This is a genomic window from Enterococcus innesii, assembly GCF_022846515.1.
Classification (GTDB): Bacteria; Bacillota; Bacilli; order Lactobacillales; family Enterococcaceae; genus Enterococcus_D; species Enterococcus_D innesii.
Window position 1 is genome coordinate 2,177,800 of the sequence record NZ_AP025635.1, and the last position, 21,104, is coordinate 2,198,903.

Here is a 21,104-nt window from a genome sequence, read left to right on the forward strand (position 1 = left end):
GGAGGCACATAGTATGCAACCCATTCAACAGATCCACCATATTTCAGCTATCGTAGGCGATCCGCAAACGAACGTTGCCTTTTACCGCGACGTGTTGGGGTTGCGCCTCGTCAAACAAACTGTCAATTTTGATGATCCCTACACGTATCATCTTTATTACAGCAATCAAGCGTTAGAAAATGGGACCATCATCACTTTCTTCCCTTGGGCAATGGCCCATCCTGGGCGAGTAGGAAGCGGACAAGTCGGCACGATCGCGTTTCGCATTCCAAAAGACAGCAGTGCCTATTGGCAAGAACATCTGGCGAAACATCAAGTAACTGTCCAAGAAAGTACATTGTTTGATCGGCCAACGTTAGAACTTCATGATCAGCATGACCTGTCTTTGGCGTTAGTCGAAGCCGAAGAATCGGCAGAAACACCAGAAATTTTAGGCTTTCATGGGGCCGTCTTGCTTTCGGCACAACCAGAAGCGACCATTCAAACGTTGGCAGATGATCTAGGACTGAACATTTTTAACAAAACAGAGAAAAGCAGCCATCTTCATACCGCAGGCACCCTCGCTCATGAGATCGTCGTGCCCCATGAAGCAATGCCAGCAGGGCGCTGGGGTGTCGGCACCGTCCATCACATCGCGTGGTCTGTGCCAACGGAAGCAGTGCAAAAAGAGTGGCAAGAGTACTTGTACGATCAAAGATACGGCGTCACGGAAATCAAGGACCGCAACTATTTCAAAGCCGTCTATTTCCAAGAGCGGGGCAACATCGTCTTTGAGATCGCAACAGAAACCCCAGGCTTTTTAGTTGATGAACCATTAGAAACGTTAGGACAGCAGTTGATGCTGCCAGCCCAATTTGAAAGCCGCCGTGCAGAGATCGAGGATCGCTTGCCAGACTTATCGGTTTAGAAAAAAGGAGACGCTGTATGCACTATTTAGATCCCAAGGATTTGACCCAACGAGAAAATTATAAACTACTGATCGGCTCCATCATCCCACGGCCAGTGGCAGTGGTCAGTACGCAATCAGCCGACGGTATCGTCAACATCGCCCCATTCAGTTTTTTTAACATCGTCAGCTCAGAACCCGTGATCCTCTCGTTGGCTATTCAGCGTAAAGGGGGAGAACTGAAAGACACCGCCCGCAATCTGTTGGCGACGAAAGAAGCCGTCGTGCATATTTTGGATCAAACAAATGTCCAAGAGGCCAATAAAACTGCGGCATTATTGCCCGCAGACCAAAGCGAGTTGACGGTTTCTGGGTTTACTACAACGGCGTCGAAAACGATTGCCGTTCCTGGCTTGAAAGAAGCCAGTGTACGCTTAGAAACGATTCTGCATCAGCATGTACCCATCAAAAAAGACCAGCAGACCACTGCCGATCTCTTATTGTTGGAAGTCGTCGGCTACCAGATTGCAGAGGATGTCTATCAAGACGGCAAGATCGATCCCCGTGCCTTACAAGCAGTCAGCCGGCTAGCGGGAAATTCTTACGCAACGATTGGGGAGATTTTCGATATCAAACGACCAAGTTAAAGGAGGAACTTCGATGAAAGCAATCTACCAACAAGGAGCAGCTGACGCACCAGTTTTGGTACTGCTCCACGGCACCGGTGGCGACGAACAGTCGCTGCTAGAAGTAGGCAAAGCCCTTGATCCCCAAGCGTCACTATTAGGTATTCGCGGCAATGTCTTAGAAAACGGCATGCCCCGTTACTTCAAACGCCTGGCTGAAGGGGTGTATGATGAAGCCGACTTAGCACTTCGCGGCGACGAATTAGCCGAGTTCATTCGGCAAGCCGCCAAAGAATACAACTTTTCATTAGCCCAAGTGGTACTGGTGGGTTATTCCAATGGCGCCAACATTGCCATTCGCTTATTACTAAATGATAGTGACCACTTCAAAAAAGCGATCCTCTACCACGCCATGTATCCAGTCGAGAATGTACCGACGAATTCCTTGCCTGACACTCATGTGTTTCTGAGTTTTGGCAGAAACGACCCGATCGTTTCCCTAGCCGACAGTGCTTACGTCCAAGAGATCTTCACCTCCCGGGGTGCAGTCCTTTCAACCGTTTGGACCCCAAGTCATCAGTTAACGTATGAAGAAGTCGAACACTCGCGCACGTGGTTGACCGAACAATAAAGCAGTGCCTCTTTCCTAATCAAACAGCGATCCTGCTGGTTGGTTAGGTTTTTTTGTTTCACGTGAAAACAGTGTATCTGTGTTCCGTTTAGTAAGTAATGTAAAAGAAAAAATAATGAAAGCGCTATTTAACTCATATTTCTTGTGATAGTATCTAAAATAAGCAGATTCAAAAAAATAACGATGTTTGTCAAGGGGAGGCACATTGATGAGTAAGATCATACATTATTTGGATAGTCAGAGTGATATTCGTTTGCTTGCGGATGCACAGCTGTATTATCAGGAGATTCGAACCACGGATTTGCTTTTTTTGTTGCAGGGAAAGGCCGAATTAGTGGTCGACGGCAAAAAAAGTGTGATGAAAAAAGATGATATCATTGTGATCAACAAGCAGGAGAGCTATAAACTACTTGCGGAAGAAGGAAGCCTGCTTTTTCACTTTTCGATCTCACAGTATCTACTATCTCAGGCATTAGAAGTTGAAAGAGAAGGCTTTTACTGCAATTCGATTGAGCAACCGAATAGAAACTATCAATCGATCCGCCAATCAATCATCAGCATCATTGATCTGCTGCTTTTTGAAAATGACAAAACAAACTTCTTACATATCAGTAAAATTTATCAATTGCTGAATGAACTAAGCAGTTTGTTTTTAGAGAAAACAATCGAGTCGTTTGAGGAAGACCGGCGCATCCAAAAAATAACTCGGGTAATCAAAGAACAGTATTACGACAATTTGTCACTAAGCCAGATGGCAGCTTTGGTTCATATGGATGTCGCTTATTTTTCTAAATTTTTCAAAAAAAATCTCGGAATCAATTTCAAAGATTATTTGAGCAATGTTCGGATGCAGCATGCCGTTCGTGATTTGCTGGAAACAGAGAAACCGGTCACGCAGATCGCAATCGATAATGGTTTTTTCAGTGTCAACGGCTTCAATAAAAAGTTTAAGGGACTATACAACACATCGCCATCGGTTTATCGGAAAAATTACCGTATGAAAGAAAAAGTGCCTCCTGTTTTGGTCAGTGAAGAAATCAAGGAAACTTTTAGCCGCTATAAAAAGCAACAGCAACGACCAGTGATTTCAAACCAAACCTTTCGTCAGTATGAAATTAGCAGGGAAAATAGAGAGCCAATCAAAACGAGCTGGGCGAACATTTTAAATGTTGGGGAAGCCAAATTTGTTTTGAACAGCAAACTGCGTCAGCAATTATCTGCCATCCAGCAAAACTTGAAGTTTAAATATGGTAGAATCTGGGGATTATTGACACCAGAACTTTTGGGTGAATCATTGAGTCGCTATGACACGATGGATGAAATCATTGATTCCCTTGTCAATTTAGGCTTAACACCTTGGATTACTATTAATAAGATCAGTCGAGGATTCAAAGAAAGTGAGTATCCTAAAGAAAAATGGCGAAATTTGATTCATGATTTTTGCTTGCATCTCCTCAATCGGTACGGCTCTCAAGCGGTTTCGCTATGGAAAATTGAAATTGTTGCCAGTGCGCCGGAAGATGTTGAGTCAGCCAAACGCTATCGAACATTTTATCAACTTACATCATCGATCTGTAAAACATTGCTGCCGGAGACTGCGATCGGCGGCGGCACATTTATTGTGACGAATGACTTCAAAATAGAAGAATTACTCAACGACTGTCTTGTGGATTGTTGTTTCGATTTTTATTCCTTCGCTTTGTTTCCTTATTCAAATCGCATGGTACGGGAAAAGCGCAACTATCAGCGAGTAACTGATCCAGATTTCTTGAAACACCAAGTCCAGCGGTTAAAGAAGAGCGGTCTCAAAGGACCAATTTATATTTCTGAATGGAGTAACACCGTTTCACGAAGCAATCGATTGAACGACACTTTATACAAAGGGACCTTCATTGTGAAAAGCCTGATTGATATCTTTGATCAAGTAGATGGATTGGGTTATTGGCTCTCTACAGATTTGGCTCAAAAAAATACCCGCTACCATGGCTTATTGACTGGAGGGAACGGCTTAGTCACTAAAAATGGGTTATTTAAGCCGGCGATGCATGCGATGAAGCTTTTCGATCAGCTTCGTGGGGTCTATTTTCAAACCAAAGATGACCGACACTTGGTCTGCGCTTCGGAAGAAAATGAGTATTTTATATTGGGGCACTATTATGTTCATCCTAACAATCTTTACTTTCTTAAAGATGAATCTCATTTAAAATTGGCAGAGATCGAACAGTTTTTTGAAGCATCTGATCATGAGGAAGAACTCGTATTGACAAATATTCCCAACGGGCGTTATGAACTGCGAATATTTTCCTGTTCAGCAACGCATGGCGATTTGTTCACTCAGTGGGCCAAGCTGAATTTCATCCGCGAGCTTCGGGGTTCAGACATCAAATATTTGGAAGCAAAAAGTACCCATCTGCAAACACTTGATGAGATCGAGGTCACCAATAACCGCATTGTGATTCAGAAGCATTTGGAGACAAATGAGTTTTATGAAATCAATATCAGAAAGCGGCAATGACCAACTATACTATAAAAAAGACAAAAAACATCAGATTGTTTTTGTCTTTTTTTATTTGTTTAAAGGAAAGAAAGCAAAAATAAGGTTTTACTAGCACAAAAATCGGGAAGCCGTCAACAAGAAAGCGTTTTATAATTCGGGTATAGAAAGAAGTTGAGGTGAAAAAATGAAGTTAGGGATTGTAAGTGCTATTTTTGATCAAAGTGATTTTAAAGAAATGATCGATATTGCCGCAGCAAACGGTTTGGAGTGTGTAGAAGTTGCTTGCTGGCCAAAGGAAAAAGCGTCGCGCAGGTATGCCGGCGTTGCCCATCTTGATATAGAAAATCTGACGGAAGAACTGGCGGCTGAAGCACTGGCTTATGCTGCCAGTAAAACGATCACGATTTCAGCACTCGCCTATTATCCGAATCCGCTGGATGAAGATCGGCAAAAGAGAAAGGCTGTGATCGAACATTTGTATCGTTTGATCGATGCGGCTGCTCTAATGAAGATCAATTTAGTCACAACGTTTATCGGCAGGATGCAGACTAAATCAGTAGCAGAAAATTTAGAAGAGATGGTTCTTGTCTGGCGACCTCTTTTAGATTATGCCGAAAAGAAAGGTGTCAAAATTGCCATTGAGAATTGTCCAATGCTCTTTTCAGAAGATGAATGGCCTGGCGGGCAAAACCTGATGACCACACCAAAAATCTGGCGAGAAGTTTTCAAACGCTTGGATAGTCCAATGTTAGGGTTGAATTACGATCCGTCACACTTTGTTTGGCAGCAGATTGATTATATCGCTCCGCTCTATGAGTTTAAAGAAAAGATTTTCCATGTCCATTACAAAGACATAAAACTCTACCCAGAAAAGTTGAAAGATGTAGGTGTAATGGCAGAACCGTTAGCGTTTATGCGTCCGAAATTGCCAGGACTAGGCGATGTGGATTGGGGCCGGTATGTTTCAGCACTCACTGATATCGGTTTTGACGGGTATAGCTGTATTGAAATTGAAGACAAAGCTTTTGAAAAAAGTTATGAAGATGTCAAAAAATCAGTGGCACTAAGCACTAAATATCTAAGAAATTTTGTTGGATAAGAAGGAGGGGAAAAGATGTTTGCTATGCGCATGAAATTGGCTCCGCAGATTATAAAAAGAGAGTCCTTCAAGCCTATTTATATTCATGGTAAAAGACAAGGTCTGACGTTTGCCCTTCAACTTGCCTATTATCGAGGCCATTATCTTTCAGATATTGACAGCCTGGAAGTTTTAATCGATGGGAAAAAAATCCCTGATGAAGCAGTGACTTTTGAATTGAATGGCAAAGAAATGCCTTTGTACAAACTAAAATATGCTGTGACAGAATTTTGGCGTCAAGATGATTTGGCACAGCTTCATTTGTTACTGCCAAACGGACTGTCTGGACAGCATGAGATTGGCTTGAAGTTGATGCTTCGTATCCCTTACATGCAGATAGGACCTGGCCATACATTTATGCCTCTGGATTCAGGGGAGACGATAACGATTACGCTGGAAGGTGAGAAGAATGAGTGAAATCAAACTGGGTGCAACCCTCTTTTGCTATGGGACTGAATACGCCCGACATGAATATGATTTTGCTGAGTGTGTCCGACAAGCAGCGCTGGCAGGAGCCTCAGGCTATGAAATCGTCGGCACCCAAATGCTGCCCAACTACCCAAATGTCAGCCAAGAGTTCTTAGGACTGGTCCAGTCGTTAAAAGCAGCTTACGGCATCGGACCAGTGGGGTATGGCGCAAATAATGATAAAGGGCTGATGCACGATCGTAATTTGACGGATGATGAAATGCTGGCGGATGCGATCATCGATTTAAAAACGGCCCATCAATTAGGATGCAAGGTTATGCGCGCTCAAGTGATGTTGTCGCCGCAAGCCTTCGAACGTTTGGCGCCGTATGCTGAGCTATACGATATTCGTGTTGGAATTGAGATCCACAATCCAGAGACCCCCTTATCACCGCGGATTCAGGAATACTTGGAAGTAATCAAAAAAACCGGATCGCAGCATTTAGGCTTTATTCCTGATTTTGGTTGTTTTGCGGTAGCGCCGAATAAAGCCCATTGGCTCAAAGCGCTGGAAGCAGGGGTTAGCGAAGAACATCTTGAACAGGCCGCTTCCTTTCGTTATCAAGGTATTCCATTAGAAGAAGCCCGCACTCGTTTGAATGAAAGTGGGGCCCATCCAGCGATTCAATCTGCGCTACAAGGCATGTATGGGTTTGTGCAATTTAAACCAGCCTCGGAATTGCCGACACTTCTAGCGGAATTGAAAGAAATCTTGCCTTATAGTTTTGAACTCCACGGGAAATTCCACTATCTAGGAGAAGATTTGGTCGAACCAAGTATCCCCTACAAAGAAATTTTAACAGTGGTCAAAGAGTCTGACTTCTCTGGCTATTTAATCTGTGAATATGAGGATGAACTGTATTGCGGCGGAACCACCTTCACCAAACGTCAGCTCCAAATGGTGAAAAACCTATTAGCAGATTAAAGAATTAGAACGGGAGGGTCTGTGATGACACTGACTAAGGAACAGATCTATGCGTTTTATGAAGGCTTTTTTAATCAGCAAAAGCTGGCGCTAGTAGAGGAGTATATCGCAAATAATTATCGCCAGCATAATCCTGGAGTTCCCCAAGGAAGAAAAGGATTCCTTGAAGCCTTTAAGGCAAAATTTCAGTCGCAAGAATTTTTTCACTTAGTAATCGATACGATTTTGATTGATGGCGAATACGCAGCCGTATTTTTATGCAGTGTCGATGAACAGGGTCGAGTGAAAAGCAATGTCGTTGACTTATATCGAATGTCCGACACGCAATTTATTGAGCACTGGGATTATTTTGATCGGAGGGAAAGAAAATGAGGAAACAATTAAACATCGGCATTATCGGATATGGTTTTATGGGTCAGACCCATGCTGATACCATCGCACAACTGGATTATGCTCAGCTGCTGGCAGTCTGCGACATTGATCCAGACCGATTCAAAGAGCTGCCTCAGCAGATCAAAGCTTTTACCGAAGCTGATGCATTGTTGGCAGAGCCTGCCATTGATACGGTAATTATTGCAGTTCCGAATCAACTGCATTTGGAGATGGTATTGAAAGCAGCACGAGCGAAAAAAGATATTATTTGTGAAAAACCGCTCGCCATGAATGCCAAAGAAGTAAAAGAAATGATCGCTGTTGCGGAAAAAGAAAAGGTTCGCTTCACGGTTCATCAGCAAAGACGCTGGGATCATGATTATCGAGTAGCCAAAGAAATCTTTGACCAAGGATTGTTGGGGACACCGTATACTGTCAAAAGCGCCTTATATGGGTTTAACGGCAACATGCATGACTGGCACATCTATCCTGAAATGGGAGGCGGCATGCTTTATGACTGGGGTGTTCATCTTATTGATCAGATTTTGTGGATGATGCCAGCCAAATTGAAGACGATCTATGCCGACGTAAGGAATGTGATCAATGAACAGGTGGACGATTATTTTAACATCCAGCTTTATTTTGAGAATGGCGTCAATGCCCAGGTCGAATTGGGGACTTACTTCTTAAACAGCTCGGAAAACTGGTTTGAGCGTCACTGGTTTTTGGGAGGGAATGAAGGAAGTGCCAAGATCGACGGCTTTTACCCAAGAGGAGAGATTACTCGGACATCGGAACTGCTGAGCAATGTCCCTGGGAAAATAACCATGACTCATGCTGGACCGACCCGCAGTTTTGGACCGGCACCAGAAGGGCGGATCATTACTGAAGCGCTGCCGGAAGTGCGTGTCAATCATCGTATGTTTTTCGATAACTATTATGCCTATACTCAAGGTCAAGCGGAACTGATCGTTAAACCAACAGAGATTTTGCGTCTGATGGAAGTCATTGAGGCAATCCGCATTTCAGCAAATTATCACCAAAGTATCAGCTTTGAATAAAAAGCAATATATCACTTAAGAAGAGGACGGTTTATCTATGAAAAAACTAAGAATCGGTATCATTGGCTGCGGTGGGATCGCAAATAACAAACATTTCCCAGCCTTAACAAATCAAAAAGACAAATGTGAAATTGTGGCATTTTGTGATATTCAAGTAGAACGGGCAAAAGAAGCCGCAGAATCATTTGGGGCAAAAGGAGCAAAATATTATCAAGACTATCATGAGCTTTTAGCAGATCCATCAATCGATTTGGTCCATGTCTGTACGCCGAATGTTAGCCACAGTCCCATTACGGTTGCAGCTTTTGAGGCCGGTAAACATGTGTTATGCGAAAAACCGATGGCTCATACACCAGAAGCTGCCCAAGCGATGATGGATGCGTGGAAAAAATCAGGTAAAAAATTTACGATCGGGTACCAAAACCGTTTCCGTAAAGAAGTGACGGCACTACATGAAGCATGTGCCAATGGTGAGTTAGGTGAAATTTACTTTGCCAAAGCTCATGCGCTTCGTCGTAAAGCAGTTCCGACATGGGGTGTTTTTCCAGATAAATCGCAACAAGGCGGCGGGCCACTGATTGATATCGGTACCCACGCATTAGATATTACCTTATGGATGATGAATAACTATGAAGTAGAGTCGGTAACAGGTTCTGTTTTCAGTAAATTAGGTAATCTTCCTGGGGCAGAGGCGGGCAACTTATTTGGCCCCTGGGACACCGAGAAGTTTGAAGTAGAAGATTCAGCATTCGGTTTTATCAAAATGAAAGATGGTGCGACGGTATTCTTAGAATCTTCATGGGCACTAAATATCTTAGAATCCAAAGAAGCGGCAACAACGTTATGCGGAACCAAGGCAGGGGCTGAGATCGATGCTGGTATGAGTTTTCCAGTGAATCAATTGACGTACAATCGGGCCAAAAACGGTCTACTGACTGAAGAAAGTATCAGTGCTGCCGGCAATATTGCCTTCTTTGAGGGAAGTGATTCAGCACCAGAATCATTGGAAGCTAAGCAATGGTTGGAAGCAATCATCCATGATACCGAACCATTGGTAAAACCAGAAGAAGCATTCAAAGTAACGCAAGTACTAGCCGCGATCTATCAAGCAGCAGAGACAGGCAGCGAAGTAAAACTATAACAAAATGAGCGAAGGGCAGGCAGCCGCTGATTGGCTAGGCAGATTGCTGCTTGCCAACCTTCGTATCAATAAAAGAGGAGTTGAAACAATTGTTTGAAAAATATTTGGTTCATCCAAAAGGGTTTCGAAATGTGCGCGAACAGCAAGAAATTACCGGCTTTGAGGTGCAATTACGCATACCGTATTACCGCGGTTTACCTATGAGCTGTGCAGAAGTCATTGATCTAACCATAGACGGAGAAAAGGTTGCTGTGAAGGATATGATCATCACTGTCAAAGGGGAATCATTCACCTTTGATGAATTAGCGACAGCGATCAATCATCGCTGGGAAATGATTGAAACCATCACGGTTTTTGTAAAGAAACTAGGTGGATTGGCTGCCGGAGAGCATACGATTCATGCGTTTGTTAGTTTAAGGATTTCCTATCTGCCTTTCAACAATGTGGGCGATGACAAGAAAACATTACAGTTAGAAGCTTAAAGGAGATGAAATGATGAGTAAAATTAAACGCGGGGTATCGCTTTACAGCTACCAAGAAGAATTTTATACCGGCAAAATGACGTTAGAAGACTGCATTCGTGAAGCAGCTGCGGCTGGTGCCAAAGGAATCGAATTTTTACCGGAACAGATGATTCCAACGTTTCCGAATATTACCGATGAATTTGTTCAGCAGTGGCATGGTTGGATGGAAAAATATCAGGTGGAACCCATTGCTTATGATGCGTTTTTAGATAACAAATTATTTGCTAACCGGATGTTGACTACTTCTGAGAATGTTGCAATGATGAAACGTGATTTGACTATTGCTAGCCGATTGGGCTGTAAGATTTTACGGACTTTGGTCTCGACTCCTTTAGAAGTCATCAAAGAAAGTCTGACTTATGCAGAAGAAGTCGGCGTTAAAATCGCATTGGAAGTCCATGCTCCCTTCACATTCGGCACCCCCTGGTTTGAGGAACGGTTGGATTATATCAAAGAAAGCGGCACAAAATGGTTTGGGATTATGCCAGACTTTGGGATTTTTACGAAACGTATCGGTTCGATCTTCCAAGACAGTTATATCCGTAAAGGCGGCACGCCAGAAATTATTCAATGGGTCAGTGACAATTATGAAAAAGGCATCGATCGTGATGCGACTTTTGAACAAGTTTCGAACATGAGTGAAGCAACTGAGACAGACAAAGCGTTCGCTGAATTTTGCCGCCACTTTGTTTATACAGATCCAAAGATTTTAGTGGAAAATATGCCGTATATCGTTCATATTCACGGAAAGTTTTATGATATCACGCCAGAACTTCAAGAAACGAGTATTCCCTACAAAGATGTGATCGAAGTACTAAAAGAAGCTGGCTACAATGGCTATATCTGCAGTGAATATGAAGGAAACCGCCACATCCAAGACTATATGGAAGTAGACAGTATCACGCAAGTCAAACGACACCAAGCAGTATTAGAAAGTGTGATTGGATAGGTATTGCGATGATCAAATTGATTGCTTCAGATATGGACGGAACACTTGTCAGCTCGAATCATAAAATTTCAGAAGCTGACGCCAGAGCTGTAAAAAAAGCCCAAGAAAAAGGGATCGAATTTATTATCACCACTGGTAGAAGTTACGAAGATGCTGTCCCCCAAGTCCAACAAGCGGGTATCGAGTGCAGTTATCTAGTGATGAATGGTAGTGAACTGAGGAACGAAAATGGAAAGATCATACAAAGCCTCTACCTTAGTGAAATGTTGGTTCGCGATATAGTGGCAGAGCTGGAGAAAGCAAATCTATGTGTCGAACTTTATACCACTGGGGGGACGTTTACTCCCAGTGATGCAGAGCGCAGGAAATGGGCGGTTGCAGCGAAGATCAATCAGTTTCATCCAAAGATTTCTGTAGAAGAGGCCTACAAGTCTGCAGGGGAACACTTTTTGTACCGAGAAATTACACCGATTACTTCCTTAGATGAAATTTTTGAAAACGATTACTTTGTTGGGAAGATAATCAGTTTTTCTCATGATACGGAAAAAATTGCCGAGTTGCGTCGGACACTTCCAGCAATTTATCCGGTCAACGTCACAGGATCATTTGCCATCAATCTAGAAATTACTAATCCTTTGGCAGATAAGGGGCAGGCAATCAAAACCTATGCAGAAAAAAAGGGCATCCACCTGAAAGAAATTATGACGATCGGTGACAGCTATAATGATCTCGGGATGCTAGATGAACGATTTGGCTATACAGTCGCGATGGGCAACGCGATTGAAGAAGTAAAAGAAGCTGCAAAGTACCAAACAGATACAAACGATGAAAATGGCGTTGGGAAGGCAATTGAACGTTTTGTTCAGATAGACTAATAAAAGAGGAGACTTCACTATGAGCTTTGTTAATAATCTTGAAAAAATACAATTGGCCGCCGAAAAAATTTCTGATAACCGCTATCTAAAAGCTGTCAGTAAAGGGATGGTCATGACGATCCCTGCGAGTATCACGGGGGCGATGCTTACTTTGATCGCCAACATGCCGTTTGACGGCTACCAGGAATTTATTCAATCAAACGGGCTAAAAACACTGCTGTTATTGCCAGGTATTTTCACCAGTAACATTATGGGACTGATCGTTGTTTACTTTATTGCGTTTAATTTAGCGAAATCCTATAAAATCGATGGGATGTTTCCAGGATTTCTAGCCATTGTTTCTTTTTTGATACTGACACCACTTGCAACAGTTGAACAGCAAGTGCACGACACCGTCAGACCAGTCGATTTTATCAGCTTTGATTTTATTGGTTCGAGAGGAATGTTTGTTGGAATCATTGTTGGGTTGACCGTTGCGAAACTTTACAGCTGGTTTATCAAAAATAATATTACGATCCGAATGCCAGATAGTGTTCCCAGCTTCGTAGAAAAATCCTTTAGTTCGATTATTCCCTTCTTTTCTATCACGTTTCTTATGGCGTGTATCTCATGGGGCTTTTCATTTACGAGTTACGGCAGTGCCCACAATTTAGTGTACTCTGTTTTACAAGTACCGATCCAACAGATCGGCGGTTCGATTGGCGGAGTGATGGTTGCCTATGCATTGATTGGTCTGTTCTGGTGGTTTGGCATTCATGGTAAAGCAATCATCTTCGGCGTTTATGCCCCCATTTTGCAGACTATGACGATCGAAAATATGAACGCAGCTGCAGCAGGTGCGACACCACCGAACTTGATTGATTTTGGTTTTACTTCGGCCTTTTTAGAAATTGGCGGCGGTGGCTGTGTCTTGGGTCTAGCGATCTGCTTTATTTTCTTTGCGAAGAGTGAACAGTACAAAAGTGTTGGCCGGATCACGAGTATCCCCACATTCTTTGGTATCAATGAACCGATCACATTCGGAACGCCGGTCTGCTTGAACCCAATGTTCTTGCTACCAACGGTCATTACGCCGTTAGTGACTGGCTTGATCGGCTATGTATCGATCACGACTGGTTTGGTGCCGCGAATGGTAGGCGCACAGTTGCCAACGGGGACGCCGACCTTTGTGAACGCCGTGATTGCGGGTGGCTGGCGGATGCTACTAGCTCAAATCGTTTGTGTGATCGTTGCTACTGCCATCTATTTCCCCTTCTTTAAAATGGCAGACAACGTCGAATACAAGCGAGAACAAGAAGCACAAAAAGAGCAGACGGTACAAATGGATATTGGCGCAGCAGTTGCGGAATAAATAAGGGGGAAAAGAAATGAAAGAAATCAATATTTTATTAGTTTGCAATGCCGGCATGAGTACCAGTTTATTGATCGAGAAAATCGAAAAAGCAGGAACAGCGCAATCAATTACGACCCAAGTCGATGCGCGACCGGTTGAGGACATCAAAGACTACTTGTCGGACAAAGATGTGATTTTATTAGGACCACAAGTTCGCTTTAAAGAAAAACAGATCCGTGCATTGGTTGCAGATAAGATTCCTGTTTCAGTGATTGATATGTCTGCCTACGGCACTATGAATGGCGAAAAAGTGCTTCAACAAGCACTCTCACTTGTTGAAGCATAGTCAAAGGCGGCTTTCACAGCCGCCTTTTCAATGGATTCATTTCAGAACGGTTTTTTTACGCATGACCTGTGTCATGATCTATTAGAAATGGAGAAGACAAATGAAACAAGAAAAGATTTCAAGAAAAACGATTGGGGCCGTCACAGCAACAGGAATTCTGGCTTTTTGTGGGGTCTTAATCAGTACAGCGATGAATGTGATTTTTCCTGCATTGAGCGCAGAGTTTCAAGTAGATATTGCGGTGATCCAATGGCTAACAACGATCTATTTTTTAGTTTTAGCTATTATCGTTCCTTTATCCGGCTTTTTGAAGCAGTCATTTAAAAACAAAACTTTATTTTTAGCTGCAATTGGGCTGTTTATCGCAGGCATTATTTTAAATGCGTTCGCAAGCAGCTTTGCCCTACTTTTAATAGGGCGTGTCGTACAAGGGATTGGGACCGGCATCGCTTTGCCGCTGATGTTTAATATTATTCTGGAACAAGTTCCTAGCGGAAAGCTTGGGATGATGATGGGTGTGGGAACGATGATCCCCGCCATTGCTCCTGCGATCGGACCGACCTTTGGCGGCTGGATTGTTACGCGCTTCGGCTGGCGAGCAATTTTCATTTTCCTGTTGCCGGTTTTGATTGGGGCATTGCTTCTCGGTGCGTTGACGATTGAACAGAAAATGAAGCCGCAAAAAGCTAAATTGGATCTAATGGGCACTATACTTGTAGCCGGCTTTTTTATCGGCATGACTTTTGGCTTCAGCTATATGGGCAGTCGCAGTTTTTTTAGTTTGGCAATTGGTGGCGCCTTTTTGTTAGGGGCAGTTTGTTTATGTCTGCTGCTTTTGCACGTCAGAAAGCATGCATCACCGGTCTTAAAATTAAGCTTATTAAAGAACAAAGCCTACACCCTTCGACTGGTTTGTTTTTTTATCATGCAGCTTGTCTTGATGGGTTTGGTGTTTATCCTGCCACTTTATCTTCAATTAGTGAATCAAAGCACTGCCCAAACTGCCGGCTTGATTATTTTGCCGGGGGCTTCCTTGGGGGCGCTCTTTACACCTCTCGGCGGCCGCTTTCTAGATCGATATGGGGAGAAAAGACCTATCGTTGGCGGAAGTCTCTTGATTTTCAGCGCACTGATGCTTTTTTGGCTGTTGGCTGAAAACTTGGGCAATGTCATGATTGGACTGCTCTATTTTCTTTTTACATTAGGTATCGGTTTTTCTTTTGGCAACTTGATGACCAGCGCTTTGGCACAACTGGAAAAAGTCGAACAAGCCGCTGGCAATGCCCTGATCATGACCGTTCAGCAATTTGCCGCAGCCGCAGGTACTGCTATTATTGCGGCAATCATGGCCAAAAGCCAATCCAATCCAGCCTTAAGCAATTCAGCAGCAGTCGTTGAAGGATCAAAGCATAGCTTTGTTGTTTTGCTTCTATTGTTTACTGGCGTCTTACTGCTTTTAGGACAAATGTACTTAATGAAAAAAGAGCAGCAGCCTGCCTCATTGGCGAAAAACCAAGCAGAAGAAACGAGAGGATGAAAGGTAATGGAAACGATTATCGGTGTAGATATCGGCGGTACAGCAATCAAAATGGCGCTGTTTAGCGAGAAACAGCAACTGCTGGACAAATGGTCGATCCCGACAAATAGTAGGAATGACGGAGCGATGATCCCAGAAACGATCATCACAAGTATCAAGAAAAAACTAAACGAGGAGGGGCTGTCTTTAAGCGCACTGAAAGGCATTGGCATCGGCGTTCCAGGACCGGTAAACGAAACGGTCGTTAAACGAGCAGTCAACCTCGGCTGGATCGATTTTCCTTTGAAACAGATTATTGAAGCTGCCTTGAAGGTACCAGTTTTAGTAATGAATGATGCCAATGCAGCTGCGTTGGGCGAGTTGTGGCAAGGCGCAGCTTCTGGCTGTCAGTCAATCGTTTTTGCTACGATTGGAACGGGAGTCGGTGGTGGCGTGATCATCGATGGCAAAGTCCTAAACGGAACGAATGCTTCTGCTGGAGAGATTGGACACATCCCACTTCAAACAAGGGAAGTCCGTGTCTGTGGTTGCGGCAATCAAAATTGTTTAGAGTGTTACGGCTCTGCGACAGGAATGATCAAAACCATGAACCTGATCGCCGGTTTTGAACGGGTCAGTGGGACAAAAGAAATCTTTGACTTGGCAGCTCAAGGAGATCAGCAAGCCAAAGAGGCGATTGATACAACGATTGATTATTTAGCACAAGCCTTTGCCGGCTTGATCAATGCGGTCGATCCAGAGGAATTGGTTATTGGTGGCGGTGTTTCAGAAGCTGGACCAGCTTTCTTGACACCACTTCAGAATGCATTACAGACGTATTTGTTCCCAGAAATTAGAGGGAAGCTTCCTGTACGAAAAGCCATGCTGGGAAATGATGCTGGAGTTTATGGCGCGGCTTATCAAGTCATACACGCCCGAGGAAGTGAAGAACCATGATCAAATTAGTAGCGATCGATTTGGATGGAACCCTGCTGAATCCGCAAGGGGAGCTATCGACATCGGTTAAGCAGACCATCCAATCTGTTAGGCAAGAAAAAATTAAAATCGTTTTGTGCACTGGACGTCCTTTTTATAGTCTGGCACCTTTGATCAAGCAGCTGCAGCTACATAAAGAAGATGAATACGTCATCAGCTTCAATGGTGCTGTTTTATCGGATGCTCGAGGTGAAACAGTCTTTTTCGAACAAGCAGTGTCCTACGAAAATTTTTTGCAGGTACTCTATCTGGGGCAGCAATTGGGACTGAATTACCATATCCAAAGTAAGGAAGGAATTTTCACAAGTTCACTAGTCATCGATCAATATACCGCCTATGACAGTATATTAAATCGTGTGCCAATCAAAATTGTGAAGCTCGATGAATTACGACACATCCCTATCTATAAAGTGATGCTGGTGGGGGGAAAAGAGCAAATCAATGCAGCAATCCCGCAGATTCCGCCTAACTGGTCGAAACAATTTAATCATATGCGGAGTTTGGACTGTTTTTATGAGTTCTTGCCACTTCAAGCAAGCAAAGGCCAAACCTTGCAGCGATTAACGGAACAATTAGGGATCCAGTCGAATGAAGTCTTGGCCATTGGCGACAATGAAAACGATTTGTCTATGCTGCAGTTCGCAGGAATCAGCGTGGCAATGGGCAACGCAGCCCAGACCATTAAACAGCAAGCCGATTATGTAACCAAGAGCAATGAAGAAGACGGCGTGAATCATTCACTCCTTCAACTACTTAATGAAAAAAGGAGAATCAAGTCATGAATCAAGAACAATTAGAGGCTGTTATGGGTCTGATCATTCATAGCGGTAATGCAAAAAGTGATGCGATGGAAGCAATTACAGCAGCTAAAGAAGGAAATTTTGAGCAAGCAGACCAGCAAGTCAAACAAGCTGAGGAGGCAATTGTTGAAGCGCATCACGCACAAACTTCCATGCTTACCAATGAAGCGCAAGGCAATGCAGCAGAAATCACCCTCTTAACCATTCATAGTCAAGATCATTTGATGACGGCCATCGCCTTTTGTGATTTGACAAAAGAGATCATTGAACTGCATAAGCGGATCGCATCTGCTATCACATAATTATTGTATAAACTCAAATAAAATTTTTTGCCGCACTGCTTCCCGAGTACATTTAGGAAGTAGTGCTTTTCTATGTTAATGGAGAATAAAGAAAAGTAGAGGAAACTCTGCATAACTACGGTTAAACTATCAACAGCAGAGGATAAGGGGGCTAGTCGATTTATTGTGGAAGGAAGATTTAATGAAGAGCGGAATAAGGAGGAATTAATTGAAATGATTAGAACCAGTCACGGAGTTACCCTGGCTGGTTTTTTATTGTATTCAGCATAGGTATTCTTTGGATCGCTTATTTCAAGGGAAAATCGAGGCTTTCATCAGAAACAAATGAAGGCATGGTTCTTTTAATACCAGTATCTGAAAGCAGAAGTTAAAATTTGTGAAAAATAACAACTCGATCAATATCTAGTTTGCTTATCATTAAAAATAATAGATTATTATATTTGGCAAATACAATATTTACGCTCTTTTGCGTATTTAAAGATAACAAAGATATTTTTATATAAAAACAAAAAAATTGTTGACAGACAAAATGAAAGCGTTTATATTGGATATGTGGTTACTACCAGTTGAGAGTAAGGGGAGGACATAAGATGCTTGGTTTGGTTTTAATAGGTCATGGAGGATTTGCGCAAGGGATGGAAAATGCGCTTGCGATGATTGCAGGACCCCAAGAACAATTTCTAGCAGTGCCGTTTTTAGAGGAAAATCCGTTAGCTGACTTTGAAAAAGAGTTGCAAGGAGCAATCGATCAATTAAAGGAAACCTGTGATGGGGTCGTGATTTGTGCAGACCTTGTGGGCGGGACCCCTTTTAATGTTGCGATGACCGCTACCAATGAGGACCCGCAAGTCGAGGTCATCGGCGGCATCAATCTACTGATGCTAGTGGAAGGTTCGTTGACTAGATATACGGCAGCCGATCCAGAGGGTTTTTGCCAAGAACTGGCAGAGATTGGCAAGAGCGGTATTTTTCACGGAAAGATCAAAGGCCATGAGGAAATCAATGAGGAAGAAGGAATTTAAACATGTGGGAAATGATCTTAGCAGCCTCAATCGTGGTGCTTGTTTTTCTCTTTCTCTTTTTGGCGGTCTCGTCTTTCCTGAATGGGAAAAATCTGAAAAGGCAGAAGGGCTATTTCGCTGAATTGCAGCAGTCTTTGAAAAAGGGACAGAAGATCAAATTGTACGGCGGCATTATTGGGGAGATTCAAGCACTTGGGAAAGAGACAGTGGATCTAAGGGTGAAATCGGGAACGGTGATCGAAGTAGAACGTAGTGCGGTTGCAGAAATCATGCAGTAGATAGAAGGAGGATATATTTATGGGAGAACCAAATATTTTGTTGACGCGAATCGACAATCGGTTGATTCATGGGCAAGTTGCCACCCAATGGAACGGTACGTTGGGGGCAAATCTAATTTTAGTGGCAAACGATAAGGTCGCCAAAGACAAAGTCAGACAAGGGTTGATGGATATGGCGGCGCCAGCTGGCGTCCAAACGAGGTATTTCTCGATTCAAAAAACCATCGAGATCATTCATAAAGCATCGCCAAAACAAAAGATTTTCATGGTGGTTGAAAGTCCTCAAGATGCGTTGAAATTGGCTGAAGGTGGAGTACCAATCAAGAAACTGAACATTGGGAATATGCATATGTCAGAAGGGAAAAGACAGGTTGCTACAACAGTTGCCGTCGATGAAGCAGATGTCGATGCCTTTAAAAAACTGAAGGAAATGGGGGTGCAATTAGTGATTCAGCGGGTTCCAACGACACCTGTTGAAGATGAAAAGAAATTATTTCAGTAATGCAGAGGTAAGGAAGGAGAAAGAAAATGGATTACACGATTTTTCAAATCATTTTAGTCTTCATAGTTACATTCATTGCCGCAATCGATCAATTTAGTTTTTTAGAATCAATGTACCAACCCATTGTTACTGGGATGGTTATCGGACTTATTCTTGGAGATCTTCAAACCGGCTTGATCGTTGGCGGAACGTATCAGTTAATGACGATCGGCAATATGCCGGTGGGCGGTGCGCAACCGCCAAATGCGGTGATTGGCGGAATTATGGCAGCAATCTTAGCAATCACGCTGCAACTAGAACCAACAGTAGCGGTTGCTACGGCGATTCCGTTTTCTTTGCTGGGGCAATATGGGGTGACGATTATCTTCTCACTAATGTCACCAGTAATGTCAAAAGCCGACAGCTACGCCCATGATGCCAATACGAAGGGCATTGATCGAATCAATTATTTAGCGATGGCGGGTCTTGGAACGATCTTTGGCTTGATCGTGGTCTTATTCTTTATCGGCGGTGCTGCCTTCGGGAATCAGGCGGTCGCAGCGATCCCTCAATGGTTGATGGGTGGGCTCGGCGCAGCTGGGGGCATGATGCGGTATGTCGGTTTTGCGATTTTACTAAAAGTGATGGTTTCCAAAGAAATGTGGGGTTTCTTCTTTATGGGGTTTGGTTTAGCCACGATCGTAATGGCGGCACCTTCCTTGCAAGGACCAGCCTTGATCATTCTAGCCTTCATCGGTTTTGCATTAGCCTTTTGGGATTATCAAATCCAGTCCAAATTTAAAGTAGCAGCAGCCAATACCTATGATTTCGGAGGCGATGAAGATGGCATATAATATTCCCGATTCTTATAGCGAACAAGCGCCCGCAGAACAACTGGATAAAAAGACCTTGAACAATATGGTCTGGCGTTCCTTATTTCTACAAGCCTCTTTTAACTATGAGCGAATGCAAGCAGGAGGCTGGTTATTCAGTATTTTACCGGGATTGAAAAAGATCCATAAAAATGAAAAGGATTTGGCTGCTTCAATGAGCCATAACTTAGAGTTTTTCAATACTCATCCATTTTTGGTGAACTTTGTGATGGGGATCATTTTATCGATGGAACAAAACAAAGCCGATATTCCCATGATTCGGGCAGTGCGAGTCGCCGCGATGGGACCGTTAGGCGGGATCGGTGATGCGTTGTTCTGGTTTACCTTGGTACCAATCACGGCGGGTATCACAGCCAATATGGCGATCAGCGGCAATATCGCTGCACCGTTTATATTCTTACTGGTATTCAATGCGGCCCAATTTGGTTTGCGGTACTTCTTGATGCACTGGTCCTATCGTTTAGGGACAGATGCAATTGGCATCTTAACGGAAAATGCCAAAGAGTTTACCCGAGCAGCGAGTATTTTAGGGATTTTTGTTGTCGGTTCCTTGACCTGCGTGTATGGAGCGACGTCTTTGGATATTCAGATCCCTAACGGCACTACCAATGAAGTGACGCAAGCGACGACGATCGTGGATGATCAAGCAGCCATTGCCGCTTACGAAGACATGCTGTATACCACGGATGAGAATGGTCAATTGACCGACACATTGCAAGAAAATGCGGCGGTCAATGAACTGGCTAACGGCAAATATGAATTGACGTTTAACAAAGTCAACGAAGTGCCCGTGACGATCGATATTCAAAAAATCCTCGATGGGATTTTGCCGCAAGTGATTCCATTGACCATCACATTGATGCTGTATTTCTTCTTATCAAAACGCGGCTGGACGCCGTTGAAATGTATCGCTTTGCTGCTAGTGATCGGCTTGATCGGTTCTGGCTTTGGCCTGTATCCATCCATTTGGCCGCAATAAGCAAGCTAGCAGAAGAAACGACGCAACACGTAGGAGGAGTTTTGCTAAGCAAGCAACAGCTGACT

Annotated in this window: 24 protein-coding genes; all 24 read left to right on the forward strand. The window is 43.4% G+C overall.

The window, feature by feature from the left end; genetic code table 11:
- Nucleotides 1–13 precede the first annotated feature (13 nt).
- Nucleotides 14–907 (forward strand): VOC family protein, encoded by an 894-nt coding sequence (locus ENLAB_RS10200; RefSeq protein WP_244350959.1) that lies wholly within the window; start codon nucleotides 14–16, stop codon nucleotides 905–907.
- Between the two features lie 17 nt (nucleotides 908–924).
- The gene (locus ENLAB_RS10205; RefSeq protein ID WP_201705628.1) at nucleotides 925–1,533 is read left to right on the forward strand and encodes a flavin reductase family protein; all 609 of its coding nucleotides are present in this window, start codon (nucleotides 925–927) and stop codon (nucleotides 1,531–1,533) included.
- Between the two features lie 13 nt (nucleotides 1,534–1,546).
- Nucleotides 1,547–2,143 (forward strand): alpha/beta hydrolase, encoded by a 597-nt coding sequence (locus tag ENLAB_RS10210; RefSeq protein WP_140965180.1) that lies wholly within the window; start codon nucleotides 1,547–1,549, stop codon nucleotides 2,141–2,143.
- A 208-nt stretch (nucleotides 2,144–2,351) separates the two neighbouring features.
- Nucleotides 2,352–4,658, forward strand: coding sequence for a GH39 family glycosyl hydrolase (locus tag ENLAB_RS10215; protein WP_244350962.1), 2,307 nt, complete (start codon nucleotides 2,352–2,354; stop codon nucleotides 4,656–4,658).
- A 166-nt stretch (nucleotides 4,659–4,824) separates the two neighbouring features.
- A complete protein-coding gene (locus ENLAB_RS10220) occupies nucleotides 4,825–5,739 on the forward strand; it encodes a sugar phosphate isomerase/epimerase family protein (RefSeq protein WP_087626749.1) in 915 nt (304 codons plus the stop codon).
- Nucleotides 5,740–5,754: 15 nt separating this feature from the next.
- Nucleotides 5,755–6,195, forward strand: coding sequence for a C-glycoside deglycosidase beta subunit domain-containing protein (locus ENLAB_RS10225; RefSeq protein WP_086294389.1), 441 nt, complete (start codon nucleotides 5,755–5,757; stop codon nucleotides 6,193–6,195).
- Nucleotides 6,188–7,171: a sugar phosphate isomerase/epimerase family protein gene (locus tag ENLAB_RS10230; protein ID WP_201691027.1), complete on the forward strand. Its 984-nt coding sequence runs from the start codon at nucleotides 6,188–6,190 to the stop codon at nucleotides 7,169–7,171. Before ENLAB_RS10225 ends, ENLAB_RS10230 begins: the two co-directional genes overlap by 8 nt.
- Nucleotides 7,172–7,195: 24 nt before the next feature.
- Complete coding sequence (locus ENLAB_RS10235) at nucleotides 7,196–7,543, forward strand: nuclear transport factor 2 family protein (protein ID WP_201691032.1); 348 nt, start codon at nucleotides 7,196–7,198, stop codon at nucleotides 7,541–7,543.
- Nucleotides 7,540–8,604 (forward strand): Gfo/Idh/MocA family protein, encoded by a 1,065-nt coding sequence (locus ENLAB_RS10240; RefSeq protein ID WP_201691033.1) that lies wholly within the window; start codon nucleotides 7,540–7,542, stop codon nucleotides 8,602–8,604. Before ENLAB_RS10235 ends, ENLAB_RS10240 begins: the two co-directional genes overlap by 4 nt.
- Nucleotides 8,605–8,641: 37 nt before the next feature.
- The gene (locus ENLAB_RS10245; RefSeq protein ID WP_201691034.1) at nucleotides 8,642–9,745 is read left to right on the forward strand and encodes a Gfo/Idh/MocA family protein; all 1,104 of its coding nucleotides are present in this window, start codon (nucleotides 8,642–8,644) and stop codon (nucleotides 9,743–9,745) included.
- Between the two features lie 89 nt (nucleotides 9,746–9,834).
- A complete protein-coding gene (locus tag ENLAB_RS10250) occupies nucleotides 9,835–10,227 on the forward strand; it encodes a C-glycoside deglycosidase beta subunit domain-containing protein (protein WP_244350965.1) in 393 nt (130 codons plus the stop codon).
- A 13-nt stretch (nucleotides 10,228–10,240) separates the two neighbouring features.
- A complete protein-coding gene (locus ENLAB_RS10255) occupies nucleotides 10,241–11,218 on the forward strand; it encodes a sugar phosphate isomerase/epimerase family protein (RefSeq protein ID WP_236596243.1) in 978 nt (325 codons plus the stop codon).
- A gap of 8 nt (nucleotides 11,219–11,226) precedes the next feature.
- The gene (locus ENLAB_RS10260; RefSeq protein ID WP_244350967.1) at nucleotides 11,227–12,093 is read left to right on the forward strand and encodes a Cof-type HAD-IIB family hydrolase; all 867 of its coding nucleotides are present in this window, start codon (nucleotides 11,227–11,229) and stop codon (nucleotides 12,091–12,093) included.
- 19 nt (nucleotides 12,094–12,112) lie between these two features.
- Entirely contained in the window at nucleotides 12,113–13,444 is a 1,332-nt protein-coding gene (locus tag ENLAB_RS10265; RefSeq protein ID WP_244350969.1) for a PTS sugar transporter subunit IIC, read from the forward strand.
- Between the two features lie 16 nt (nucleotides 13,445–13,460).
- A complete protein-coding gene (locus tag ENLAB_RS10270) occupies nucleotides 13,461–13,772 on the forward strand; it encodes a PTS sugar transporter subunit IIB (protein ID WP_201691040.1) in 312 nt (103 codons plus the stop codon).
- A 100-nt stretch (nucleotides 13,773–13,872) separates the two neighbouring features.
- Complete coding sequence (locus ENLAB_RS10275; protein WP_244350970.1) at nucleotides 13,873–15,309, forward strand: DHA2 family efflux MFS transporter permease subunit; 1,437 nt, start codon at nucleotides 13,873–13,875, stop codon at nucleotides 15,307–15,309.
- A 6-nt stretch (nucleotides 15,310–15,315) separates the two neighbouring features.
- The gene (locus ENLAB_RS10280) at nucleotides 15,316–16,245 is read left to right on the forward strand and encodes an ROK family protein (RefSeq protein WP_244350971.1); all 930 of its coding nucleotides are present in this window, start codon (nucleotides 15,316–15,318) and stop codon (nucleotides 16,243–16,245) included.
- Nucleotides 16,242–17,066, forward strand: a complete 825-nt coding sequence (locus ENLAB_RS10285; protein WP_244351004.1) for a Cof-type HAD-IIB family hydrolase — start codon at nucleotides 16,242–16,244, stop codon at nucleotides 17,064–17,066. Before ENLAB_RS10280 ends, ENLAB_RS10285 begins: the two co-directional genes overlap by 4 nt.
- Complete coding sequence (locus ENLAB_RS10290; RefSeq protein WP_087626757.1) at nucleotides 17,063–17,386, forward strand: PTS lactose/cellobiose transporter subunit IIA; 324 nt, start codon at nucleotides 17,063–17,065, stop codon at nucleotides 17,384–17,386. Before ENLAB_RS10285 ends, ENLAB_RS10290 begins: the two co-directional genes overlap by 4 nt.
- Before the next feature lie 590 nt (nucleotides 17,387–17,976).
- Complete coding sequence (locus ENLAB_RS10295; protein ID WP_244351033.1) at nucleotides 17,977–18,408, forward strand: PTS sugar transporter subunit IIA; 432 nt, start codon at nucleotides 17,977–17,979, stop codon at nucleotides 18,406–18,408.
- A 2-nt stretch (nucleotides 18,409–18,410) separates the two neighbouring features.
- The gene (gene yajC, locus ENLAB_RS10300; protein WP_194194983.1) at nucleotides 18,411–18,686 is read left to right on the forward strand and encodes a preprotein translocase subunit YajC; all 276 of its coding nucleotides are present in this window, start codon (nucleotides 18,411–18,413) and stop codon (nucleotides 18,684–18,686) included.
- 19 nt (nucleotides 18,687–18,705) lie between these two features.
- Nucleotides 18,706–19,188, forward strand: a complete 483-nt coding sequence (agaV, locus tag ENLAB_RS10305) for a PTS N-acetylgalactosamine transporter subunit IIB (protein ID WP_096742084.1) — start codon at nucleotides 18,706–18,708, stop codon at nucleotides 19,186–19,188.
- Between the two features lie 26 nt (nucleotides 19,189–19,214).
- On the forward strand, nucleotides 19,215–20,021 hold the full coding sequence (locus ENLAB_RS10310) for a PTS mannose/fructose/sorbose/N-acetylgalactosamine transporter subunit IIC (RefSeq protein ID WP_244351036.1): 807 nt from the start codon (nucleotides 19,215–19,217) through the stop codon (nucleotides 20,019–20,021).
- Nucleotides 20,011–21,039 carry a PTS system mannose/fructose/sorbose family transporter subunit IID gene (locus ENLAB_RS10315; protein WP_005226771.1) on the forward strand — a complete coding sequence of 343 codons (1,029 nt, stop codon included), beginning with the start codon at nucleotides 20,011–20,013 and terminating at the stop codon, nucleotides 21,037–21,039. The genes ENLAB_RS10310 and ENLAB_RS10315 overlap by 11 nt, the downstream gene beginning before the upstream one ends.
- The last annotated feature ends 65 nt before the right edge of the window (nucleotides 21,040–21,104 follow it).

Bases quoted from the DNA above. Each gene is read 5' to 3' on its own strand.
- ENLAB_RS10270 (WP_201691040.1), top strand. From the start codon at position 13,461: ATGAAAGAAATCAATATTTTATTAGTTTGCAATGCCGGCATGAGTACC.
- ENLAB_RS10200 (WP_244350959.1), top strand. From the start codon at position 14: ATGCAACCCATTCAACAGATCCACCATATTTCAGCTATCGTAGGCGAT.
- ENLAB_RS10255 (WP_236596243.1), top strand. From the start codon at position 10,241: ATGAGTAAAATTAAACGCGGGGTATCGCTTTACAGCTACCAAGAAGAA.
- ENLAB_RS10315 (WP_005226771.1), top strand. From the start codon at position 20,011: ATGGCATATAATATTCCCGATTCTTATAGCGAACAAGCGCCCGCAGAA.
- ENLAB_RS10275 (WP_244350970.1), top strand. From the start codon at position 13,873: ATGAAACAAGAAAAGATTTCAAGAAAAACGATTGGGGCCGTCACAGCA.
- ENLAB_RS10235 (WP_201691032.1), top strand. From the start codon at position 7,196: ATGACACTGACTAAGGAACAGATCTATGCGTTTTATGAAGGCTTTTTT.
- ENLAB_RS10215 (WP_244350962.1), top strand. From the start codon at position 2,352: ATGAGTAAGATCATACATTATTTGGATAGTCAGAGTGATATTCGTTTG.
- ENLAB_RS10225 (WP_086294389.1), top strand. From the start codon at position 5,755: ATGTTTGCTATGCGCATGAAATTGGCTCCGCAGATTATAAAAAGAGAG.
- ENLAB_RS10285 (WP_244351004.1), top strand. From the start codon at position 16,242: ATGATCAAATTAGTAGCGATCGATTTGGATGGAACCCTGCTGAATCCG.
- ENLAB_RS10295 (WP_244351033.1), top strand. From the start codon at position 17,977: ATGCTTGGTTTGGTTTTAATAGGTCATGGAGGATTTGCGCAAGGGATG.
- yajC (WP_194194983.1), top strand. From the start codon at position 18,411: ATGTGGGAAATGATCTTAGCAGCCTCAATCGTGGTGCTTGTTTTTCTC.
- ENLAB_RS10240 (WP_201691033.1), top strand. From the start codon at position 7,540: ATGAGGAAACAATTAAACATCGGCATTATCGGATATGGTTTTATGGGT.
- ENLAB_RS10310 (WP_244351036.1), top strand. From the start codon at position 19,215: ATGGATTACACGATTTTTCAAATCATTTTAGTCTTCATAGTTACATTC.
- ENLAB_RS10245 (WP_201691034.1), top strand. From the start codon at position 8,642: ATGAAAAAACTAAGAATCGGTATCATTGGCTGCGGTGGGATCGCAAAT.
- ENLAB_RS10205 (WP_201705628.1), top strand. From the start codon at position 925: ATGCACTATTTAGATCCCAAGGATTTGACCCAACGAGAAAATTATAAA.
- ENLAB_RS10280 (WP_244350971.1), top strand. From the start codon at position 15,316: ATGGAAACGATTATCGGTGTAGATATCGGCGGTACAGCAATCAAAATG.
- ENLAB_RS10290 (WP_087626757.1), top strand. From the start codon at position 17,063: ATGAATCAAGAACAATTAGAGGCTGTTATGGGTCTGATCATTCATAGC.
- ENLAB_RS10265 (WP_244350969.1), top strand. From the start codon at position 12,113: ATGAGCTTTGTTAATAATCTTGAAAAAATACAATTGGCCGCCGAAAAA.
- ENLAB_RS10220 (WP_087626749.1), top strand. From the start codon at position 4,825: ATGAAGTTAGGGATTGTAAGTGCTATTTTTGATCAAAGTGATTTTAAA.
- agaV (WP_096742084.1), top strand. From the start codon at position 18,706: ATGGGAGAACCAAATATTTTGTTGACGCGAATCGACAATCGGTTGATT.
- ENLAB_RS10230 (WP_201691027.1), top strand. From the start codon at position 6,188: ATGAGTGAAATCAAACTGGGTGCAACCCTCTTTTGCTATGGGACTGAA.
- ENLAB_RS10210 (WP_140965180.1), top strand. From the start codon at position 1,547: ATGAAAGCAATCTACCAACAAGGAGCAGCTGACGCACCAGTTTTGGTA.
- ENLAB_RS10260 (WP_244350967.1), top strand. From the start codon at position 11,227: ATGATCAAATTGATTGCTTCAGATATGGACGGAACACTTGTCAGCTCG.